Source organism: Aliiroseovarius halocynthiae, from assembly GCF_007004645.1.
Classification (GTDB): Bacteria; Pseudomonadota; Alphaproteobacteria; order Rhodobacterales; family Rhodobacteraceae; genus Aliiroseovarius; species Aliiroseovarius halocynthiae.
Genome location: NZ_ML660028.1, coordinates 32,599 through 54,501 on the forward strand (window position 1 = coordinate 32,599; position 21,903 = coordinate 54,501).

The 21,903-nt window shown below is 53.7% G+C and carries 20 protein-coding genes; 8 read left to right on the forward strand and 12 right to left on the reverse strand.

All coding sequences use genetic code 11. The annotated features are described in order from the left end of the window. Positions 1-11 precede the first annotated feature (11 nt). From FIL88_RS17160 to FIL88_RS15935, 8 genes are all read right to left on the reverse strand, one after another. On the reverse strand, positions 12-764 hold the full coding sequence (locus tag FIL88_RS17160) for an RHS repeat domain-containing protein (RefSeq protein WP_142854889.1): 753 nt from the start codon (positions 762-764) through the stop codon (positions 12-14). Positions 765-808: 44 nt separating this feature from the next. Further along, positions 809-1,339: an ankyrin repeat domain-containing protein gene (locus tag FIL88_RS15905; RefSeq protein WP_142854870.1), complete on the reverse strand. Its 531-nt coding sequence runs from the start codon at positions 1,337-1,339 to the stop codon at positions 809-811. 16 nt (positions 1,340-1,355) lie between these two features. After that, the gene (locus FIL88_RS15910; protein ID WP_221931169.1) at positions 1,356-1,946 is read right to left on the reverse strand and encodes an RHS repeat domain-containing protein; all 591 of its coding nucleotides are present in this window, start codon (positions 1,944-1,946) and stop codon (positions 1,356-1,358) included. A 354-nt stretch (positions 1,947-2,300) separates the two neighbouring features. Next, on the reverse strand, positions 2,301-2,909 hold the full coding sequence (locus FIL88_RS15915) for an RHS repeat-associated core domain-containing protein (RefSeq protein ID WP_142854871.1): 609 nt from the start codon (positions 2,907-2,909) through the stop codon (positions 2,301-2,303). 211 nt (positions 2,910-3,120) lie between these two features. Further along, positions 3,121-3,828 (reverse strand): RHS repeat-associated core domain-containing protein, encoded by a 708-nt coding sequence (locus FIL88_RS15920; RefSeq protein WP_142854872.1) that lies wholly within the window; start codon positions 3,826-3,828, stop codon positions 3,121-3,123. Positions 3,829-3,928: 100 nt separating this feature from the next. Continuing rightward, positions 3,929-4,414, reverse strand: coding sequence for a hypothetical protein (locus FIL88_RS15925; protein ID WP_142854873.1), 486 nt, complete (start codon positions 4,412-4,414; stop codon positions 3,929-3,931). Continuing rightward, the gene (locus tag FIL88_RS15930) at positions 4,411-10,500 is read right to left on the reverse strand and encodes a LamG-like jellyroll fold domain-containing protein (RefSeq protein ID WP_142854874.1); all 6,090 of its coding nucleotides are present in this window, start codon (positions 10,498-10,500) and stop codon (positions 4,411-4,413) included. Before FIL88_RS15930 ends, FIL88_RS15925 begins: the two co-directional genes overlap by 4 nt. A gap of 322 nt (positions 10,501-10,822) precedes the next feature. After that, positions 10,823-12,385 (reverse strand): GspE/PulE family protein, encoded by a 1,563-nt coding sequence (locus FIL88_RS15935; protein WP_185960993.1) that lies wholly within the window; start codon positions 12,383-12,385, stop codon positions 10,823-10,825. A 399-nt stretch (positions 12,386-12,784) separates the two neighbouring features. On the opposite strand from FIL88_RS15935, the gene FIL88_RS15940 reads away from it, so the two are divergent. The 8 genes from FIL88_RS15940 to FIL88_RS15975 all read left to right on the forward strand — a co-directional run bounded on the left by FIL88_RS15940 (position 12,785) and on the right by FIL88_RS15975 (position 19,170). Further along, a complete protein-coding gene (locus FIL88_RS15940; RefSeq protein ID WP_185960994.1) occupies positions 12,785-13,549 on the forward strand; it encodes a PilN domain-containing protein in 765 nt (254 codons plus the stop codon). 5 nt (positions 13,550-13,554) lie between these two features. Then, positions 13,555-14,109: a GspMb/PilO family protein gene (locus tag FIL88_RS15945; protein ID WP_221931170.1), complete on the forward strand. Its 555-nt coding sequence runs from the start codon at positions 13,555-13,557 to the stop codon at positions 14,107-14,109. Beyond that, a complete protein-coding gene (locus FIL88_RS15950; protein WP_142854878.1) occupies positions 14,106-14,627 on the forward strand; it encodes a hypothetical protein in 522 nt (173 codons plus the stop codon). Before FIL88_RS15945 ends, FIL88_RS15950 begins: the two co-directional genes overlap by 4 nt. Before the next feature lie 44 nt (positions 14,628-14,671). Next, entirely contained in the window at positions 14,672-16,621 is a 1,950-nt protein-coding gene (gspD, locus tag FIL88_RS15955) for a type II secretion system secretin GspD (RefSeq protein WP_185960996.1), read from the forward strand. A gap of 178 nt (positions 16,622-16,799) precedes the next feature. Continuing rightward, positions 16,800-17,876 carry a type II secretion system F family protein gene (locus FIL88_RS15960; protein ID WP_185960997.1) on the forward strand — a complete coding sequence of 359 codons (1,077 nt, stop codon included), beginning with the start codon at positions 16,800-16,802 and terminating at the stop codon, positions 17,874-17,876. A gap of 12 nt (positions 17,877-17,888) precedes the next feature. Further along, on the forward strand, positions 17,889-18,233 hold the full coding sequence (locus FIL88_RS15965) for a hypothetical protein (RefSeq protein WP_142854881.1): 345 nt from the start codon (positions 17,889-17,891) through the stop codon (positions 18,231-18,233). Next, entirely contained in the window at positions 18,230-18,589 is a 360-nt protein-coding gene (locus tag FIL88_RS15970) for a type IV pilus modification PilV family protein (protein ID WP_142854882.1), read from the forward strand. Before FIL88_RS15965 ends, FIL88_RS15970 begins: the two co-directional genes overlap by 4 nt. Beyond that, complete coding sequence (locus FIL88_RS15975) at positions 18,586-19,170, forward strand: prepilin-type N-terminal cleavage/methylation domain-containing protein (protein ID WP_142854883.1); 585 nt, start codon at positions 18,586-18,588, stop codon at positions 19,168-19,170. The genes FIL88_RS15970 and FIL88_RS15975 overlap by 4 nt, the downstream gene beginning before the upstream one ends. A 1-nt stretch (position 19,171) precedes the next feature. On the opposite strand, the gene gspG is transcribed toward FIL88_RS15975, so the two are convergent. The 4 genes from gspG to FIL88_RS16865 form a co-directional block, all read right to left on the reverse strand. Next, on the reverse strand, positions 19,172-19,636 hold the full coding sequence (gspG, locus tag FIL88_RS15980; protein ID WP_322788903.1) for a type II secretion system major pseudopilin GspG: 465 nt from the start codon (positions 19,634-19,636) through the stop codon (positions 19,172-19,174). Beyond that, positions 19,600-20,154, reverse strand: coding sequence for a prepilin peptidase (locus tag FIL88_RS15985; RefSeq protein ID WP_185960998.1), 555 nt, complete (start codon positions 20,152-20,154; stop codon positions 19,600-19,602). Before FIL88_RS15985 ends, gspG begins: the two co-directional genes overlap by 37 nt. Positions 20,155-20,994: 840 nt before the next feature. Further along, positions 20,995-21,498: a hypothetical protein gene (locus tag FIL88_RS15995; protein ID WP_142854886.1), complete on the reverse strand. Its 504-nt coding sequence runs from the start codon at positions 21,496-21,498 to the stop codon at positions 20,995-20,997. After that, the coding region (locus FIL88_RS16865; protein ID WP_221931172.1) for a GIY-YIG nuclease family protein at positions 21,495-21,903 on the reverse strand (409 nt) is incomplete at its 5' end. The genes FIL88_RS15995 and FIL88_RS16865, both read right to left, overlap by 4 nt.

Here is a 21,903-nt window from a genome sequence, read left to right on the forward strand (position 1 = left end):
CTGCACTCTCCCTATGGATAGCTTGGCGGCCTACCATTTCCATTCAAATTATGTCCGATGGGAACATATGAGTGGTGGTTGCCTGTATGGCGCTTCGTTGCTTCTCTCCAGAAACATTCGCAATTGTGAGGCTTCTGTTGAACTTCGTAAATATGATAATGATACGTACCTGCGTCGCGGCCACGCTGGTGTACTTCAGGTCCGATATATCCAATATCACCCACTGGATAGGGTTTGCAGGGCGGACAACTTTCGCACATGGTGTTCATAGTTGCACCAAGTAAAAGCAGTAGAAGCTCAATTGGCGTCAATGGCCGAACCGGATCTCCCCAATTAGGAAGTGATTTTGGCCCGCCCAATACTCCCCCTCCGGTCCCAACTCCACCTCCGAGGCCACCACCTAGGGCAATCCCCTGCTCCCCCCTCGGATCGATATATCTCCCCGGGTTTTGTAGGGCATACCCATACACACTCGCCCCATCGACCAGCCCTAACGGGTCAGCCTGCAGATATCGCCCCGTGGTCGGGTCATAATCGCGCATCCAGTTTTGGTGCAGACCAGATTCGGACTGGAACCACTGTCCCGGGAAACGCAGCAGGATGGGGTCTCCGGTCGTGGTGTGAACTCCGCCAAATGGCAGATAGCTCGCCTGCCACATCGACACACCCGCACTGTTGGTCGCAAACACAGGCCGGCCGATATGGTCGGTGCGCACGAAGTAGAGCGTGCCGTTCTCGATCACCGCGACGGGGGTGCCCTCCATCCAGATGTGGGCCCAATCCACACTATGTGTTTTCCAACCCCCTTCTACATCAGGCGTACCAGGTCTTTACGTCCAATTTCGGAGGCAAGCTCTGCAATGGAACTTTCTACCACCCTATCTGATGTAAAACCGGACGTCGAAAGCACTTCCATAACTGTTTCCGGTGCACAATTTGAAAGAAGCAGTCTCAGTTCCTCATTTTGATTGATCGAACTGTAGCGAAATATCGCGCCGCGCTCGAACAACAAACTCACAATTGAATCATTACCCCAAGCAGCCGCTGAGCTCACCGGTGTTTCCCCTGATCTTGAGACATAGTTTGGATCCATCCCCTTTTCGAGTAGCGCAAGAACATGACATCTATTACCGCCTGTGCAGGCATATAGAAATGACTCGCCTAGATCATCAAAATCCGCGCGCTTGATCAGAGGCAAGTCTAGCAGGCGAAAAAATAGAAGCACCTCGCCTGAGCACACACAATCGCTCAAGAAATTTAGTACTTCGTCAAGCGTGTATCGAGAAAGATCTACTGCCCCAACGGCGGCGTAGTTATTCGATCCAATTTCATATTCCATTGTACAAGCTGTTACCTTACTTCTTGAGGACATCCTTGACTTTCTGGCAGCGAAAGTGGCCATAGAAAGCTCGACAATGCGGCGGCGCGGCGGTCTTCGCAAGTTCTTGCGCCGTCCGTTTATCAAGATGAACAGCAAAGACTCGCTCCGGGCAATCGTCTGGGCAGTTCTTATTCTCAAAATGATCTCTCCGCGTTCCATGGCAAACCCACCCGTTCTTAATCAACTGCTTATTCAGCCTTCTTTTTCTCAATTTCTGTAATGTCTTCTTAATTCCTTGCTTCAACACTTGTCCACAAATCGGGCATTCCCCCGTGGGGTCCGTCCAATACATTGGGTTCTGATATACGTAGCCATAGAGGGACGACCCCGGTATCAACCCCAACGGATCCGCTTGGATATACCGCCCAGTGGTCGGATCATAATCACGCATCCAGTTTTGGTGCAGGCCGGACTCGGATTGTAACCATTGGCCGGGGAAGCGGAGGTTGATGGGGTCTCCGGTCGTGGTGTGGACGCCGCCAAATGGCAGATAGCTGGCCTGCCACATCGACACGCCGGCGCTGTTGGTCGCAAACACAGGGCGGCCGATATGGTCGGTGCGCACAAAGTAAAGCGCCCCGCGTTAGTGGATCTCAGGAACTCTCAGCACAGCTATTGCGTAATACTAGATCACATTGAGGCCAATCAGGCACAGTATCATCAGATATCTCACGCAGTTTCGGTATCAGAGGGTATATGACACCCTGTAAGTATTTGCCCGCATTAACCAGAGCATCTAGCGGCGTGTCGGCATAAATTGCTTGGCTTTCAGCCACCCCTTCTACTGTCACTTCACAGAAATACTCGCTCCCATTCGACATAGGTGAACTTATCAGAATGCGAACATCATCATCTGAGGACTTCTTACGTATTCCCGTTAAACAAATAGAAAAATCCGCACTTTGGCTTTTGGGGGCTATCATTTGCCTTCCTTTCTTTGGCATTCCGCCAACAGATCGGCGGACTCTTCCCAACATTGCTGACGGCGGCGTTTCTGACGATCCGTTCTTCCCATCATGCGACGGCATTCATCATTTCGCCGTTCATACGCCGCATAGCAATTGCCTTCATTCCTATTAGCGACCGTGTCAGAACATTCATTGCAACTGATCGTCCAACGATACACATCGTAAGCCGTCGCTCCGATAATGAACAGGGCAGCCAGAACATCCCCTGCCGGGACCGGCCCATCGATGGCACACATTGCTCCTGCAGTGGCTGCGCGACGACCCCAAGTTCCTGCGGCTCTACTACTCGCCGAGCCGCCCATAGTGGCCGTCTCTTCCCCCCTCGGATCGACATACCTCCCCGGGTTTTGCAGGGCGTAGTTGTAGACGCTTGCCCCATCGACCAGCCCCAGCGGGTCGGCTTGGATGTAGCGTCCGGTGGTGGGATCATAGTCGCGCATCCAGTTTTGGTGCAGGCCGGACTCGGATTGGAACCATCTAGTGTAGATGAAGTCTATTAAAACAACTAATCCATTTCGAACATATACACGACACCGTCTCCCTCCTCGACTAGGGAGCATTTAGGCAAAATATCACACCAGAATCGCCAATATCCATTAGTCACAAATGCTTCGTTAGCTGCAACACTTCCGAACGGTGGATAAAGGTATTTCAAGATAACGATCGCTACCGAATTTAATTCTTCAATGCCCGACATCATCAGGGGTGGTGCTATCGCCATCGCCATGAGGGCTAGAACGATACCGACGAATAGTATCCTCGTTACCAACCTCATTGTTCACCAAACTCCTCTTTTATGGCGTCAACAAAATCAGAGTCATAATTCCAGTTATTATCCCAGAAGCTATCTGTATCGTAGTTGAAACCGCTTGGCCAGCCATCAGGTATGTTGACTGGAGTGTATTCTCCTCTTACCTCTCGATATGTTTGATGATACTCAACTCCATAGCACACATCCCCCGCAGCCAAATCTTTCGCGCAAGCCCTTACAGTTGCACGCTGCCCAGTATCCGTACGTGTACATTCATATTCACAAATTTTCCTTGCACCTTCATAATATTGGTCTCCCTTTTCATAGCCGACACCGCCAGTATTCGTGGCCCGACACCTAACTGTATAAAGCCCCATTACATCAATATACTTGAAAGTATTTTGCAGCGCATATCCATACACGCTCGCCCCGTCGACCAGTCCCAGCGGGTCTGCCTGCAAATACCTCCCCGTCGTCGGATCATAATCGCGCATCCAGTTTTGGTGTAGGCCGGACTCGGATTGGAACCATTGTCCCGCTGCCCGGCAGCGCATCTGCAAGATGCGCGAGAGGGAGGGAAACGCAGCAGGATGGGATCTCCGGTCGTGGTGTGGACGCCGCCGAATGGCAAATAGCTCGCCTGCCACATCGACACACCCGCGCTGTTGGTCGCGAACACAGGGCGACCGATATGATCGGTGCGCACGAACCAGAATATGACGCTTCATTGGTAGCCCTTTAGGAAAACCGCTGGGGATGGATCGGGATTTGTTTCAGCTGCTTACGGGCAACACGTGGGCTCTATCGGAACTTTTGGCTTCTGGAACTTTAATCCGCAAACTGTCTTGCCACATATTTGTTGAACTGCAGCACAAGTAGTCTTTTTCCTGACATGATCCCAAAAAAATCAGCCTCAACTGAGTTCGACCTATGTCGCAAGTGAGTAACGCTGGCACAAAGCGGAAACTCGTCGAAAACGTCATTAATCATATCCATCAAGCGAAATGCCAGATAGCCTCTCATACCAGAAACAAATTCTTCAGAACCGAAGCGAAGATCCGGCAACATATATCGACCGACGCGCTTCTCCAACTCGCCCAAGCGATCTTCAAGGTCTTCGACCAAAGTAAAAGAAAACTCGTACTGTCCACAGAAAAATGCATTAATGGCAGCTCCGATATCGTGATCTTCAGGATTCATCTCAAGACTATAGGCGCTACCTTCATACTCACGAAGATCTCCACTGAGCGCGCAAAGCCCATACAGAAATCCACCAATCCTACCAGTATTCTCGTCTCTATTTCGTACTCTCATGGCCCGTAGCACCTCCCCCCACATACTGCTTCATGATTTGCTTCCATTTTCTTCAGATGGCCCTCCAGTTTTTTTATGTACCGGAGGTGGGTCCCATAAGACGCTGAGCTTCGATTTAGATCAGTGTAGCGCCAAGCAATCGTCGTACGGAGAACATTGATATATTTTCTTAGCATTTGACAATACCAGCTTCCCGGGTCCTGTGGGAATGGGTTTAGCGGGAAAGCTAGAGCCTCATGTTCAAGGCCGTGACCATATGGCATTGGCCCGTTGGCACGCCCCCCTTCAGAGGAGTTATTATTCCAAAGGTCAATGAGGGCCTCACCTCCAAAATAGCCTATTCCCAGGCCAATCAAAGCACCGGCCATCGCCCCCAGGGGTCCGCCAACCGTGGAACCATACACTCCACCAATAACAGCGGTATTTTCCCCCCTCGGATCCACATACCTCCCCGGGTTCTGCAGCGCATATCCATACACACTTGCCCCATCGACCAGCCCCAGCGGGCCGGCTTGGATGTAGCGTCCGGTGGGAGGATCATAATCACGCATCCAGTTTTGGTGCAGGCCGGACTCGGATTGGAACCATTGACCGGGGAAACGCAAGAGAATGGGATCTCCGGGCGTGGTGTGGACGCCGCCAAAGGGCAGATAGCTGGCCTGCCACATCGACACGCCGGCGCTCTTGGTCGCAAAGACCGGGCGGCCGATATGGTCGGTGCGCACAAAGTAGGGCGTGCCGTTCTCAATCACCGCGACGGGGGTGCCGTCCATCCAGATATACTCGCGCTGCAGGGTCGAGATATCGGTCAGCGGATCAACCTCGTATTCCGCGATGCGATTGCCCGCGAGGTCAAACAGCGTATGGATGGTGCGCCCGTCCTGCGGCAGGCGACGGATCACCTGCTGGCCAAGCGCGTTATAGACATACTCGGCCTGCACAACGCCGTTGATCGAGAAGCTCTCCATCCGGTTCGCCGCGTCATAGGTATAGCCATAGCCGCCGCCCTGACGATTGTCATAGGTGGTGTTGCCCGCCGCATCATAGGTGAAGCTGCGCGGTGCATCGCCCGTGATGGATTGCAGGCGGTTGCTGAGGCTGGAATAGGCGTAGGTATCGGTGCTGGTATTGCCGGACTGGGTGGCGCTCCGCGTCAGGCGGTTGCCAACCCCGTCATAGGTGAAGTCCAGCGTATCCCAAGCGCCGGTCGCGTTGGCCAGAAACTCGCGCGGGGAATAGCCATAGGTGGCGTTGCGCCCCGGGTTGATTGGGTCACTGACAGCGGCAAGGTTGTTGCGGACGGTCCAAGTATATGTCGCGTCACGCAGCATGGTCGCCCCCTGCCCGTCTTGCAGACCGGCCAGGCGATACGAGTTGTCATAGATGGCGCGGTGCAGGTTGCCGTCACCATAGGTCATCATGGTCAGGGGACCGTTGGGCAGGTAGCTTGCACCCGAGATGACCGAGACAGGGCCTGCGCCAAGATCGACGGTGATGTCCGTAATCCGCTCGTCCGCATCGCGGGTATAGGCCACGACATGCCCGGAAGGGTAGGTGATCGATGTGATCTGTCCCTCGGCATTGTGGGCATATGTCACCCCATAGTCATGCTGCTCGATCTGCCGGAAGTCGGTGATCGGGACTCCGGTGTGTTGGTCGAACTGAACATAAGATTTTCCGCTGGCGTCAGTGGTCAAATCTGCATGACCGCTTCCGGGAAGATCAAGAGGCTCGTCCAAGAAATTGAAGGTGACGTCAATGCCTTCGGTAACGGAGAGAGTTCGATTCTGCACTGCGGCAAAGACGCCCAGGCGATCGGGGACATACGACGCTCCCTGGATCAGATAGGTGTAGCTGGCAACAACTGAAGCCGCTGAACTCCCCGTCTCATCACTGACGATATCACCTTGCCCATCAAACGAGTAGTACCGTTCGAGGCCTGAGCTATTTACGGGCACATGCCCGTTCATATTGCTGGCAAGCTCGGCTTCCGTACGTGCTACCGACCAGATGCGCAGATTATCAAACTGGGCCTTCGTCTTATAATTACCGACGCCACCAATAGCTCTGATCGTAACAGGTGTTGCATACGGGCCGCTCGACGTCGCGTCCAACAGACCGTCAATATAGATCCTAAGGACACCTGTAGCATCCCGAGTGAGCGCGTAGTGTGTCCAAGTGTTATGAGGCGAAGGTGTGGATGCACTGAATCTGTTCTGCCCTTCCGAGTATAGGGTGAACCGGCCGTCATTAAAGGTCACGAGCTGCTTCTCTTCTGGTTGCCCCGAAACCAGCTGATCGCGATAGTTAATAGTAGATCCACTCGGGAATTTCACCCAACTCTCAATGGTGAACTCACCGTCTAAGGCGATGTCACCAACTTCAACATACCAAGAGTCATTGAGCTCTAGCACGCGATCTGTGGCCCCAGAATAGTCCGCCGTTGGATCAGTCGAAGGCGAGGCATCGGTGACCGGTGACCCAGAGCCGATTAACTTGGTGCCCCCGGCCATAACCGCATCCGTGGCGTTTCCTGTTTCATCGACGGCAACATCACCTATGCCGTCAAACGCGTAGTAACGCTCAAGGCCGGGGCTGTTCACTGGCACATGCCCGTTCATATTGTTGGCAAGCTCAACCTCGGTGCGGGCAACCGACCAGACGCGAAGGTTATCAAACTGAGCAGCTGTAACGTTTTTGACGCTGCCAATCGTACCGACGGTCAATGGATGCGTATACGAACTGGAACCCGTGGCATCCAACACGCCATTAATATAGATCCGCAGTATACCTGATGCATCTCGGGTAATGGCGTAGTGTGTCCAAGTCTCAAATGTCGCAGGTGTAGAGGCGGCAACCCGGTCCACACCTTGAGACCAGAAGCGGAATCGTTCGAATGCAAAATTAAGACTCTGGTCCACCGTTCCGTCAGAAATAAGGGTTTCATCGCTGCGAATAACAGTGCCAGCTGGAAACTTGACCCAACCTTCAACCGTGAACTCACCCGGCAAAACAACATCGTCGATATCTACTGAAGTCGTTTCCCACAAGGCAATCGCTCTGTTCGGTGTCGGATACGTAACACCATCGACAACCACATTCACAACTTCATCCGAGGCCTCCCCCCAGTTGTTTCTTGTCGAGTAATTGAATGTATCGGTGGCCGTCTCACCAGTTTGCAGTGCATTAAACGCCCCATTCTGCGAGTACGTCAGATTACCATCATCAGTCAGCTCGACCTCTGCCCCTGACGCCAATAGAATCGGGGTACCAACCCTCGCCACTTGGCCGTTAATCTGCGTGATATCCAGCTTCGTAGGGGTGATAGATTTTTCCATCACGTAACTAAACGTTTGGTCCTGGGCTGGATCGCTTGGGAAGCGGCGTGCGATTAAGCGTGAACCGTTGTCATATTCATAGGTCGAGACCACGCCGCGCGCGTCGGTCATCAAGGATACGAGGCCGCGGTTGTTATATGTATACGACATGGTTCCGCGGTCGGCGCTGACCTCGCTCAGAACTTCACCAAAACCGTTATAGACAAAGTCCGTATCAATCGCGCGCTGATCGGTAAACTCGGTGATCTGATCGGCGTCGTCATGTTCATTCTGGCTGGTGTAACCTGCCCGATCCGCGACGCTAACAAGTCGATTTAGCGCGTCAAAGCTGTTGTCCGTCGTCAGATTAAGCGGGTCGGTCACCCGATCTAGATTGTCTTCAACGTCATGGCGATACTGCCAGATCTGACCTTCCGCACCAACCGTCTTTAACAGACGGCCAAGCTTGTCAAACTCGGTATCCTCCCAGAAATCTGCGGCATTGACACCATCGGTGTATTCGACGTGTGTGATATTGCCCATCGCATCGTGAGTATAGTTCACGACGTCTCCGGTCGGACCGACCGTACGGTTCATGCGCCTGGCCTGATCGTATTCGAAGCTCCATGTGTGGCCTCGGAAGTTGGTGTATGACGTCAGTTGCCCGACCGGATCGTAGGTGTATGTGCTGGAGACGCTTTTCGCGGTGCCGGGATTGCGTTCGACAGATGTGACCCGACCATTGATATCGTAAGAAAAAGCCCAGTCCACCCCATACGGATCACGCATCAGCGATGGCAAACCCAATGCATCGCGGGTGACAATTTCTGTCTCAAGCTGATTTGCATCCGTGGTTTTTGTGAGGTTACCGCTCGCGTCATACTCATAGGTGACGACATCGTCCACGCCGTCAGCCGAAAGTCCGGGCCCATCGACCGACTTCAACAAAGACAAACCTTGTGCATTCACCGAATATGTATAGCTCCAGGTGCGGCTTTTCCCATAATCTGCGCTGCCCACCAGAGCGTCGGTCTGACTATATTGGGACAGCAATCCCTCTGGCGTATAACTGAACGTTTCGGTCAGTTGCGATGTGCTGCGCGTCGCAGGAAGATTTGTATCGCCTTTCCACGTATAGGTTGTGACACGGGGATTTGCGCCATCGGCATCCTCGGTTTTGGTCAAAATACGACCTTGCGGATCGCGTTCATAAGTCGTCCGTGACCCGTTATGCCCGACCTGAGCATACACCAACCCTTCTGGTGCCCCAGCATTGGGTGTAAAATCGCGCGACAGGGTCGTCGCAAGAACGTTATCAGTAGCTTCACCCGCCTCAGAAGAGGCATAGGCTCGATCTCCCTCCAGAGTAAAATCATAGACGGTTTCATGCCCAAGTGGGTTGATGACACGACGTCGAGAAGCCGTCACATCATCAGGATCCAGTTGCACTTGATAGCTGTTCGCTCCAACATGGGTCGTTGATATGGCGGGGCGTATGGAAGTCCCAAAGGGCGTGCTGAACATGAACATTTGACCGCCGGAAGCTGAGCCACCGGTCGTAATGTCGACAGGTGCAGCTAATTGGTATCCAAATTCGGCATAAAGCGTCGGATCGCCCTGTGCATTCAGCCGGCCATCATAAATCTGAGACAGCAACAACGGATAGTATGGCCTATCATTCGCATCCTTAAGGTAAGAATAGCGGTAGGCCAGCTCGCTCGTTCCCGTCGCCAGATCCGTTCGTGTGACCTCTGTAAGCATCGGCACGGATGGAACACGTACATTAGGTTCATAGGAATAGTCGATGCGAAGCTCGGGTGTGAATGTTTCATCGTAATCCGTGTCGATTTCAATTTTGGAAATTAGCTCACGCGTGCTACCTGGAACCGTATCGGTCCTCCATGTATACTCGGCGCGCTGCCCTTTGTTATCCCTGACAACGGCGATTTGAGCATCCGTCCAATCGATATTGATTTCATACCCGTCCGGCCATTTAAGACCTTTTAGACGCCGATCCCAGGTCCACCGAGCATCAAAACTACGCGTCAGCCCTGACTTGTCTGTGGCATGAAGCGTGAAACCATAGAGCCAGTGCCCAGTCGTTTTGAACTTCATGGCGTCCTGAGGGTGAACTGCCGTGCGGTCTGCGTCGTTCTGGTAGTGGATACGCGATCCATCTTTCCGAAAGAAAACATGTTCGTTAAGCGAGTAAGTATATTGAAAAAGCTCGTTAAACGAAGACCGCCAAACGCCAGCATGGCCAACACGATTGGCATTGCCCTGCCATCCCATGGAGAGCTTACCGTTGGACAGGTACAACCTTTCAATCTGGAATCTGGCATCCTTGGGCGAGGTCCAATCGACCGAATTCTCTCGCTTAACGCCAGCAGCAGCGTCTATTGGGTTACCAAATTCAGTACAGCGGTTACATACAACCGGTTCCTGACAATATCCTCGATGCCGGTAAAAGCTACCGTCGTCCTTTGTAATCTTGCAATATAGCTCAACCCAGGTTGTGTTGTCATACTTGTCATAACAGGTGGCCGTCAGCCGTCCTTCGCTTTCGACCGGGTACTGCTCTGCCCTTACAAAAAATTCACCATCATAGTACATGCCCGGAATGACGGTAAGTCCCATCTTCTTGCAACTTCCTTCGGCGGAAGATGCCCAAGCCGGGATTGAAGAAGCACTTTGCCCCCATTCCTGCTCGTAAGACTCTGCAATTGCAGTTGAAGTAAAGAGTATGAAAAATACAATCAGTAGACGCATGTCGGCCTCACACTATCCATAAAGTAGACTCTCACAGCCACTGGTAGCGGCCTGTTTCTGAAACCACAACAAAATATTATACCTAAGTATTATTTTTCTTTTCGCGAAAACGGGATGACAGTAGTGCAGGCTGGCCACCGCGCCTCAGAGCAGACAGCTAACGCAAATCTCTCGCTCAATTCCCGCGAATTCAACCCCTCAGGGATGCGGCCGATCAGCAAACCCTCAGACGCATTTCATCTAGTGTTGGGTCCGTCCATGCATGCGCTTGGCAATAGCTGAACCAACCGCCATTCTGGCATAGCAACAGAGTTTCAAACAACTAGTTCGCCACCGGCACCTTCCCCAAAACGCGCAAAATTTCCTCGGTAGAGTAGAGCCCAGCATGCATGCCTAGTTCCGCATCTGACATCATATCAACGAACCCCTCCTCGGCAGCTGCCTGAGACAGTTCAATATCCGAGCAATCGTCTGAGATCATCTGGGTCAGTCGTGGAGTGATACTTAGCAGTTCGGAAATTGCCGTTCGCCCTTTCGCTCCACTGCCAGAACATGTGTCACATCCTGCGCCGGCACAGATTGTACAGGTTTTACGGACCAGGCGTTGAGACAAAACACCGCGCACGGTGGCTGCGATCAGGTAGGGTGGCACACCCAAATCCCGCAGACGATCAATCGCAGAAATGCTTGAGTTTGTGTGAACGGTTGAGAGAACAAGCCGCCCAACAAGGGCAGCACGCACAGCAATTTCGGCAGTTTCTTCGTCTCGGATCTCGCCGACCATAACCACGTTAGGATCTTGGCGCAGGATCGCACGCAGAGCCGACGCAAAACTCAAGTCTATTTCTGGGTTCACTTGAACCTGATTAACACCTTGCAAAGCGTACTCAACGGGGTCCTCGACGGTGACGATCTTCCGGTCTGAGGTGTTGATCTCTTGAAGCGCGGTATAAAGTGTTGTGGTCTTACCGGATCCAGTTGGACCAGCCACCAAGAAGATCCCATTCGGGGCATTGATCAGCTCGACAATTTGGCGAGTCCGTTCGGTCGAATAGCCTAGCGCCTGCCAATCCAGCGCAACATTCGCACGGTCTAGCAAACGCATGACGATGCTCTCCCCATACATCGTGGGCAATGTGGACATCCGAATGTCAATCATGCGTCCGCGCACCGAAATATCTGCGCGCCCATCCTGAGGGCGCCGCTTCTCTGAAATGTTCAGGTTCGCCATCACCTTCAGGCGGCTAACGACTGCAGCGCGCAAATCGTCCCTAAGTGTGCTGCGCGTGTCAAGAACGCCATCCACACGATACCTAACACGCGCCCCGGCCTCTTGCGCTTCGATATGCACATCTGATGCACCGTCTGACACTGCCTCGGCAAGAATATCATTGACCAGCTTGATCACCGGCCCCTCATTTGCGAGCGCCCGCAGGCGGTCGATATCACCGGACGAGGCACCAATATCATTGTCATCTACAGTGGCAATCTGCGCCAAAGCTCCCTTGATTGTGCTGGGGGAAGCAATAACGGGGGCAATGTCCGATTTCAGGTGATAGCTGATGCTCTGAAAGACATCCGTTGCGCGTGGATCTGCGGTGGCGATCACGATGTGATCGTCCTGATATTTGACTGGCAGGACGGCGACACGCTCTAGGAAGTCAATCGGGAGGTCCAAGGTCTGGGCGAACGCGGGATCCAGGTCGGCGGCTTCCGTAAACGGCAACGACAGATAGTCGGCCAACGCGCGAAAGACCGTGTCTTCTGACGCAAGCCCTATTTCTAGCAAAGTACGCTCAATAGTAGTACCTGCCTCTTCGCAAGCCTCAAGCGCGCGTCGAGCGGAAAAATCATCAAGATCTCCCGCAGATTGCAGGTGGCTCAAAAATTCCTCGGTTTGAATTTTCCTAAAACTCTGTTCCAACACAGCAACATAACCCCGAAGTTTTTGATTGTAGCAGTAGCAATATAGCGCGCCATACTCTATAGACATGAAAAATACAAAACCGCAAATCAACGCGGGGTAGATATGAGGCACGGCGGCAGATCGTCCCAATCCAAAGGGGCCTATAGGGGCTGGTTCAACCAAACGTTGGATCGGTTTTTTGCTGTTTTCTCGGGCCAGCCACTAGCACCACTGGTAACATTTGACCCGAATGGTAGGGATATTGATGTTCGTAGGCGCGACATCGTTGCGCCCGCCTCTTTGTTGGCGCCCGGCGCCAGTTCCATTTCCCCGCTACCAAAGGCCATTTTGGTTGATGTTGTGTTGCCGAAAGACATTATGTTGACTCGGCTGTTGTCGCTGCCGAAATCCGCACGAAACAAGGTCGCCGAGATTGCAGCATTTGATCTGGTGCGCAAAACACCATTCAAACCTACGGACGTTTATTCTGCTGTGTGGCTAGAAACCTCATCGGGTGACGAGCTTTCTGTCACCCAACACGTAGCTAAACGTTCAGAGATCGACGCAATCCTCCGCCGACTGGAAAGTGTTGGGCTTCGGGTGCGCAAAATATGTATCGAAAACCGCGCAAGTTCCCCTCTGGTCGATCGCACAGAACTGGTCGCCCCGTACGCCAAGGTGTGGCGGCGGCTCAACATTGCATTGGTTGGGCTTGGGGGTCTGCTGGCGACCGCGCTTTGGACGATACCCGGTTGGCATGCGCAGAACGCGATCGCGAAGCTTGAGCCAGCCTTGCTAGAAAGGCGCACGGATGTGGTCGCAATGCGCCAGAGGTTTGAACAAAAGAATGCATCTGCAACTCAAACCGAGCGATTTTTGCAGGCGGTGACGCAGCGCGCGCGCATGGTCGAAATCTTGCGCGCGCTGACGGTTACGCTACCCGACGAAGTTTGGCTTAGTGACGTTGTACTGCGACAAGGGCAATTGGTAATCTCGGGTGAAACTTCTGGCTCAGCAACGGATCTGGTTCTGAACTTGGCCAAAACCCCGATTTTCATCGGCCCGCGATTGTCGGGGCCTGTGTCGCGCACCTCTAATGGTGGTGAACGGTTTCAGATCGCCATGACGGTCGAGGTTCAATGATGGGCATGCGGGTTTTCGGATACTCTCTTCCAGCAACCCTATTGGGCCTTGGAGCGTTTGCGGGAGCGGTGCTGGCATTGCCTGCCTTAGCAGACTGGAAAGCCGACACTATCGCCAGGCTGGATGCAGCCGAAGGCGAGCTTCTATCACTTAACACGCGTGCAAACCGTTTGGCTGCACAGCTTCAGGCCGTGCCGGAGGTTGAAGGCAAGGCATTAAAATGGCATGCGGGCGAAATCGGTGTGGTAACAGCGCAAATCCAGTCCGAGATCAATCAGCTGGCAACGTCCAGCGGGATCGCGCTTCGCTCGATCGCCCCCACGGGTCAAGGGCTTGTGGAAGACGTGCAAACAGTCACCTTCCGGCTCGAGGCTGAGGCGACGCTGGATCGGTTAGCCCAGTTTCTGCAAAGTTTGGAGTTTGGCCAGCCGGTGTTGTTGGTCGACGCAGCAAATATTCGCCGTTTGAACCGTCCCGGTGCCGAGGGCACGCAACCTATAGTGTTTGTCCAGTTGGGTCTTTCAGCGCCGACCGAGCTTGCCGGGGAAGTCTCGCAATGAAAGCATTTGTGATGCCGGTGCTTGGAACTGGGATTTTACTGGGTGTCGTGGTCGCCTTGGGCGCTTTGACCATCACGCAGATGTTCGCTCCGGAAAGAACGGTGGTGCAATTCGCCTCGCAAAAGACAAATATTGCATCAGTTCAAAACGCCAACACTTCAACTGCGCCGGATCTTCCAAAACGGGCTGCAGTTTATTTTGAAGCGATCTCGGAACGGCCGATCTTTGCACCAACCCGGCGACCGGCTGTGGAAACAGTCGAAGAGATCGCCGTGATCGAGCCAGAAGTTGTTCCTGAGCCAGTGGAAATCAAACCGAGCTTGCCACCGAACATCAAGTTGCATGGCATAAGCGGTGATCGCGAAAACTTGTCTGCCTTGCTTTCCATCGAGGGCGGAAGCCCCGATTGGGCACCGGTAGGAACCCTCTTTGGGAATTGGAAATTGACCGACGTCGGCGCCGACTGGGTCCTTCTAAAGAGCGGTGATGCATTTCACCGCGTGGAGCTTTATCAATGATAACTTTCAAAAAGATAATTGCCTCAGCAGGCTATGCTCTGCTCGTGTTGTTTACCCTCGTTGCCTGCGATGCGGGCTCGGGGAAAGGCGGGTCACAGCTGCTGGCCAATCAGAAGGGAGGATCCGGTTCTTCAGGATCTGCGTTTCAGAGGTTCGCGGATTCACTGACGCGTCCGGCAGTAACCCGGAGATCACTTGGAACCGATGAGTTTCTAGCGGGTACGGCAAACAAACGCGAGCTGATTTCGGTCAGCGACAGCGGTGCCTTCACGCTTAACCTTGTGGACGTCCCCATCAAGCGCGCCGCCAAGGCGGTTCTTGGGGACGCGCTGAAGAAGAATTATACTATTCAGCCGGGCGTCGAAGGTTCGGTAACGTTGCAAACAACCCGCCCGCTTAGCGAACGGGCACTACTGGATACCTTCCAGACGATTCTTGAGCTGAATGGTGCAGCGTTGGAGACAAGCGGTGATCTGATCAAAATTGTCTCACAAAGCTCGGGAACGCGCCGCATCTCACGCGTTGAGGATGCGGTAGGCGTTGGTGCGCGTGTTGTTGCAGTGCCGCTGGAGTATATCGGGACGGCTGAAATGATGCGTCTGCTTGAGCCCATCACCGGACAGAATGTCCGTCTTCAACCTATTCCCAAACGCAACATTCTGTTGATCGCAGGGAACCGTGAAGAGTTGAATGCGACGATTGACGCCATCAACCTATTTGACGTCGATGTGCTGAAAGGCAAGTCAGTCGGGCTGTTCAAACTCAACGCAGCTGAACCCGAAGCAATCGTCGAGGAGCTGTCGGTTGTTTTTGAAAATGAAGAGGGTGGTAGCCTTCAGAACGTCATCACATTTGTTCCCTCGCAGCGACTGAGCGCTGTTATCGTTATCACGTCGCGCCAGAAATACTTGGCGCGAGCCGAGCGCTGGATCAGGGATCTGGATCGAACCGCTCGCGGCTCGCGCCGCCGACCGGTCGTTTACGCCATGCAGAACCGCAGCGCCGAAGAGCTGGCTCCCATTTTGAATGAAATGCTCAAAGAAGTCGCACAAGAAGAAGGTGGGCAGGTAGAGGGGGCGCCAAAAATCGTTGCGGACAACGCAAAGAACGCGCTGATCATTTGGGGCAACGAGAACGAACAGAACAATTTTTCGCGGTTGATCCAGTCGCTGGATACGACCCCGGTTCAGGTCCTGCTTGAGGCTACGATCGCAGAGGTACGCCTGAACGACGAGTTGAACTTTGGACTGCGTTGGTTCTTCGAGAATAAGACGGCCAGCGCGACGTTCTCAGATTCTCAATCTGGGTCAGTCGGGGCCAGTTTTCCGGGCCTGTCTTTGCTATTCCAAGGTGCATCAGCTTCGGTGGCGCTAAACGCACTAAACTCGGTCACCGATGTCGATGTCGTATCGTCACCCAGCCTGATGGTTTTGGACAACCAGGAAGCCAAACTTCAAATCGGGGATGAAGTGCCCATAGCTACGCAGCAGGTGCGGGATACGTCCAACCCGAACGCGCCAGTTGTTAACACAATCTCGTTTCGCAACACAGGTATTCTGTTGACGGTCCGCCCGCGTGTCTCAAATAGCGGCCAGGTTACTCTCGATATCGAGCAAGAAGTCTCGTCCGTGTCCAGCACGACCAGTTCAGGAATTGATAGCCCAACCATCTCGCAACGCCGCATCGAAACCAGCGTTGTCGTCACCGATGGTCAGACCATTGCCCTGGGCGGGTTGATTGAAGAAAGCCGAAACAGGACCAACTCGAAAGTCCCGGGCGCAGGAGATGTGCCCGTGTTGGGTGCTTTGTTCCGCAACAGACGTGATCAGGCCCGCAAGACCGAGCTTCTTGTTCTAATTACCCCAAAGGTTATCCGCAACGGGAATAGCAGCCGACAGATCACGGAAGAAATCCGCGCGCGTATTTCTGGTGCGAACGGCCTTATCCAAAATGGTATTGTCATTCCGGATGGGGGACACCGCATCATCGACTAGATTCGAGCCGACACGTCTTTGCAGTTTTGAGGAAGAGCCGATGCCCCAGTTTTCGTATTCAGCATTTGATCCGGACGGGAAAACCGTCACCGGACAGCTGTCTGCCGAAAACGAGGTTGCAGCTTTGGATCAAGTCGCGCGCAAAGGTCTGATCCCGATTGATTTGAAAGAGGGGGGCGTGGCTCTGAAATGGTGGCAGCGGGAGTTGTCGCTAAGCGGAACAACGGAAATTCGCCCCGAAGTGCTGAGCCGCTTCTTCCAGACATTTTCGATCATGCTTGATGCCCGGTTTCCGGTCACCAAGTCCCTTAGCTATTGCGCAAGGCAAATTCGCGATCCACGACTGCGCCGCCTGTTGGATGCCGCTCATCATCAGGTGCAAGACGGAGATCCGGTGGCCGAGGCTTTGACTGATGGTTATGGGTCGATACCTGCACGATATCTTCGCATGATTGAGGTCGCAGAAGCGTCAAACCAGTTGGCACAAGTTATTGGGCGGATCGCGAAAGGCTTGGACGATGAGCTGCGGATAAAACGCGAAATTCGGCAGGCTCTCGTTTATCCCGTCATTCTGATTTTGATGTCAATGCTGGTTATTGCGCTGTTGGTTTTCTATCTGACCCCGACGCTTATGCCTGTTTTCTTGTCTTCTCAGGCCGCACCCCCAGTTGTGTTGTCAACCATGGCTTCCATACGCCAGCTGGTTTTGCAGCACTGGTTAATTCTTCTTGTCCTAGCTGCGGCGATTGGCGGGCTTAGCTATGGGCTCCGCGGGCGCTTAAAGGTCCTTATCTTCAAAATTGCCCAGCATTTACCCGGCTTAAAAGTGTTTCTGCAAAAACGTCAATCGCTATTGTTTTGTCAGACGATGGTCCAGTTTCTGTCCTCAGGCGATCGGTTGCAGTCCGCAGTGCAGCAAACTCAAGCAGCTGTTCCTGACCCTGACTGGCAAGAGCTGCTAAAAAATGCGCACGACAGCATCGTCGACGGAAAAACGCTGCGAGCTTCCCTTAATGATACCGACCTTATGGATCCCTTGGCGCTTGCGATGATCGAAGCAGGCGAGGAAAGCGATCAATTGCTAGAGACATTGCAAACGGCCGTGAACACGCTTGGCGATCAGACTAAGCAGTCCCTCGCTCAGGCGGTCAAATTGATCACGCCAACCCTGACGCTTGTCATCGGACTTGGCGTGGGGGCTGTGATCATGTCGACGATCTCGGCTATTTTGGACCTCAACGATATTGCATTCTAGTCGGAAAACCTCATGAACCTGTTCGAAGTACTCATAGCCCTCGCAATCATGAGCGCCATCAGCGCGGTCGTGATCGCGGGAAGTGGAGGGGCTTCGCCCAGACTGCAAATGCAAGAAGCGGTGGCTGCGCTTCAATCACAAGCAGCGACATCACGTCACCGGGCAGTTAAGATCGGCCAAACTGTTGTTCTGGCGATCGAGGATGCCGACTGCAACGGTGACGTTTCAGCCAGTAAACTTCACTTCTTTGCCGACGGTACAGCCCGTGCAGATGCCCTATGCTTGACGATCTCCGACGCAGTTATGCGTCTCGTTCTTGACCCTCTGACAGGGCGTTTGAAGCAGGTTGAAAGATGACACCGCGTTCGGGGTATACACTGCTAGAGGTCTTGGTCGCGTTTGCTGTGATGGCTGGGGTGCTGGCTGTTTTGCTGCCAGGTCAATCTGCCATGCTCCGTCAATCAGGCAACTCCACACATGCCATACTCGCCACAGATTATGCCCAATCTCGACTTGACCGTCTTGGTGTGTCCGATCCGCTAGCCGAAGGACGGACCCAAGAGACCTATCGCCAATGGCGCATCGAAACTTTGGTCAACGAAAGCATGCAGGCAGATGGGCTTCCGAAGTATTTTGTCGTCCAGATCCGCATTCTGGACGCAGCGCAGCAAGTACTGGCCCAAATGGAAACTGTGAAAGTGGCTGAAAGATGAAGCGCAGCAAAGCAGGGCTAAGCCTGCTGGAAATGTTGGTATCTTTGGCCCTGCTTACCGTGATCGCCGTTGGGCTGGCAACCAGCCTGAACCTTGGTGCGCGCGCATTCAGTCGGGTGGAAGCAGTTGCAAAACAGCAGCCAGAACTGGCGCTACGCATCCGATTACGCGAATGGCTTTCTTCCGCAACACCACCAGATCGCTTGACCAACGTACCAATCACCTTCCAGGGCACGCCCACAACGCTGAGCTTCGTTAGTTTTGCCCCTACCCCATTCGCACCGGATCTGGCTGCACTCCGTGTTACGGTTCGCCTTGGGGAAACAATTCAGCTAATTGCCGAGGCACCGAATGGAGATGGGTCCCAAAATGAACCGACTGGCGGTACGCTGGCGCAGAATGTAACCAATGCGCGTTTAGCCTATTTCGACGCTCTGTCCGCCCCCCCGCAGTGGGTCGAGAACTGGGCGCACACAAACAGGTTACCCGCATTGGTGCGCATCACAGCAGATCCAGACAGTCAGCCCGCTTGGCCTGAAATGACGGTGCGCTTGCAACACGTAACGCTGCCTGCATCCTAGATCACAGGCTTAGATCTGCATCCTCGCCCGTGCCCCCGGGCGCGCCATCTCGCCCAAGCGATGTGACCGACAGAACGCCGTCGGCACCCGGTTCGGCATAGATATAATCACGGCCCCATGGGTCCAGAAGCGCCTCCGCGGTCTCCATATAAGGGCCAGTCCACGCCGTTTCCCCTGCGGGGCGCGTGACCAGAACGGCCAAGCCTTCGGCATCGGACGGGTAGCGGCCCATATCGATGTAAAAAAGCTGAAGCGCATTCGAGATCTGCTTGATCTGCAACGCGGCGGTCTCGGTTTTCGCACGTCCCAGATAGCCCACCAACCGCGGGCCCGCTACGGCCGCAATCAGCGCGATAACCGTCAGAACAATGAGAACCTCCAGAATTGTCATCCCGCTTTTCCGCGACATTTTCCGAGTATTGCGCAAGATCACTTGATCCCTCCTGACGATATCCAAACGGCCCATGCAGAAAGACAAAGGAACGGCCCGAAAGCAATCCCCGTTTTGGTGGAAATGGGTGATTTATTTTCCCTCATCACGGCAACTACCAGCAGGGTCACAATCGCAGACAGCGCCGCAGACAAAACAACATAGACTGGAGCGAATGGCCCAAGCCATGCGCCAATTCCGGCCATTAGCTTTACATCGCCCAGCCCCAACCCATCCACGCCGCGTAATGTCGAGAACCCAACCGCGATGGCCAGAAACACCCCTGCCCACAACACGGCCGAAAGCGCTGCCTGCAGCAGATCCCCTGCCCCAAAAGTAAAGACCAACCCGGTGATCAGCAGCAGAGCTGACGCGGTATCGGGAATTTCAAACGTCCGAAAATCCCAGACCGAAACCCAGATCAAAAGCCCTGCCAATATCACCGCTTGCCAGCCAAGATAAACCGGGCTTAACACAACCCAAAACAGTCCATAGACTGTCAGGTGAAGCCCAATAAGAAAAGCGATCTTGGTCTGATGACGCAGAAGTTCCATTCCGGCCTTATGCCCGCAAAAGGGGAAAGACACCATGGGCGTCGGGGCTTTGCGCTGATTGCTGTGCTGTTTGGTCTGGCCACACTGACGACCCTATATGCGGTGACCGCAGCGCGGGTGGTCGCCGCGCGAACCGGGCTTGCAACGGAAGAGATGCTTGTTGGGCGCGCGGGCAAATCGGCGGACATATTGCGGCTTGCCGCGGGATGGCTGGCGGAACCGGATCGCGACCTGTCACAGGGATTTACCATCACGCTTGGTGGGCAGGTTCTTCGCGTGACGGCGGTGGATGTCGGCGGGCAGATTGACCTGAACACCGCGCGGCCGGAATTGCTGGAACGCGCCGCCGCGCAGTTCGGCATTGATGCGGATGCACTGGCCAAGTTCCGCCAATGGCGCCGAGCACCCAACCGTGTGCAGCGGGTCGAGGACCTCTATCGCGTCAGCGGCATAGACCGCGAGACAACACACGCGATGCGGCTTGCCTTTACAGTCTATTCCGGACGGCGTGGGGTGGCGAAGGGGTTTGCGACGGGCGAGGCTGCGGCCATCGTTGGGGCCGATGCGGATGCGTGGAACACACCGCGCTCGGGCACGAATTTTCTGATCTTGGTTCACCGAGACGGGCAGGTGCAGATCGCCGGGATCGTGCNCGAATTTTCTGATCTTGGTTCACCGAGACGGGCAGGTGCAGATCGCCGGGATCGTGCACAGCGCGCAGAATGGAGAGGTTCGGGTATTAAGGGTGGGGTGAGATGCGTTTCACATGAAACAGCATTCCATATCCTTCCAAAGTCAGCGCAAACACGTGGCTTTGCAACGGAATCACCGAAAGTCCTGCTATACTCTCGTCGGGTCGAAAGCTAGTGGCCCACGAGATAGCAATTCGAGTGAGTCTGGATACAGATCCCTTTCGTATAGCTCTTGGATAGCTAGTAAATTGTACAATCCATCATCAGGGTAGGATGCCATCTCACTGGTAAGCGCGCTTACCCAATGCTCTTTGTCGCCATCAATGATCCACCAACCTTTTGGCATTTCACCGGCACGCGCAAGACCTAATGATCGAAAGATAGGCCGTTTTTTGCCAGCATCTGATAGCTCGGCCTTTCCAACGATATGTACCTCGGGTTCCTTCAGCGCGTAGCGCAGCGGGAAGCGAATTGTAGTAAAATAGTCTTGATCATCAAATTTAAGTTCCTGACTAGACAATCGCTTCTGGTAGGTCCCCTTAAAGAGCTTAATAATCTCCCCTTTAGGACCATCGCTATGGGTGCAAACCCCATAGACAATAAAACTGGGCAGCTCTAGCTCTACGATTTTTCCGATATTTTTCTTACTCATAGCCCAAATCGATCCAAGTATCGTATGCCGTATTTTGCGACCAATGCATAATCGGGGTTAGTCCGAGCGATTGAGTTAATGTGATTGCTGAGATTTTTCAAGCCTACTTTATCTATGACTGCCTGCTCAATAGCCCGGGCTTGCAAACGATCCATGCGTTTGGGAAGGCCGCGGACCTCAGTGATTATACGGCCCGAATCCCGCAGATGCTCAGCCGATCTCCTTGCCATATTATTTGTTATGCCGACATACGAAATTTTTCCGCCTTGTACAGAAATATATACAGACATAGGATTCTTCTTCGCAAAGACACTCCTAATAATCGCGACGGTGGCCTTGGTTCCACTATAGCCCAACTTCGCGACAGTTCCGACCCCCGCCACAGTTGCCACAAAGTCATCACCA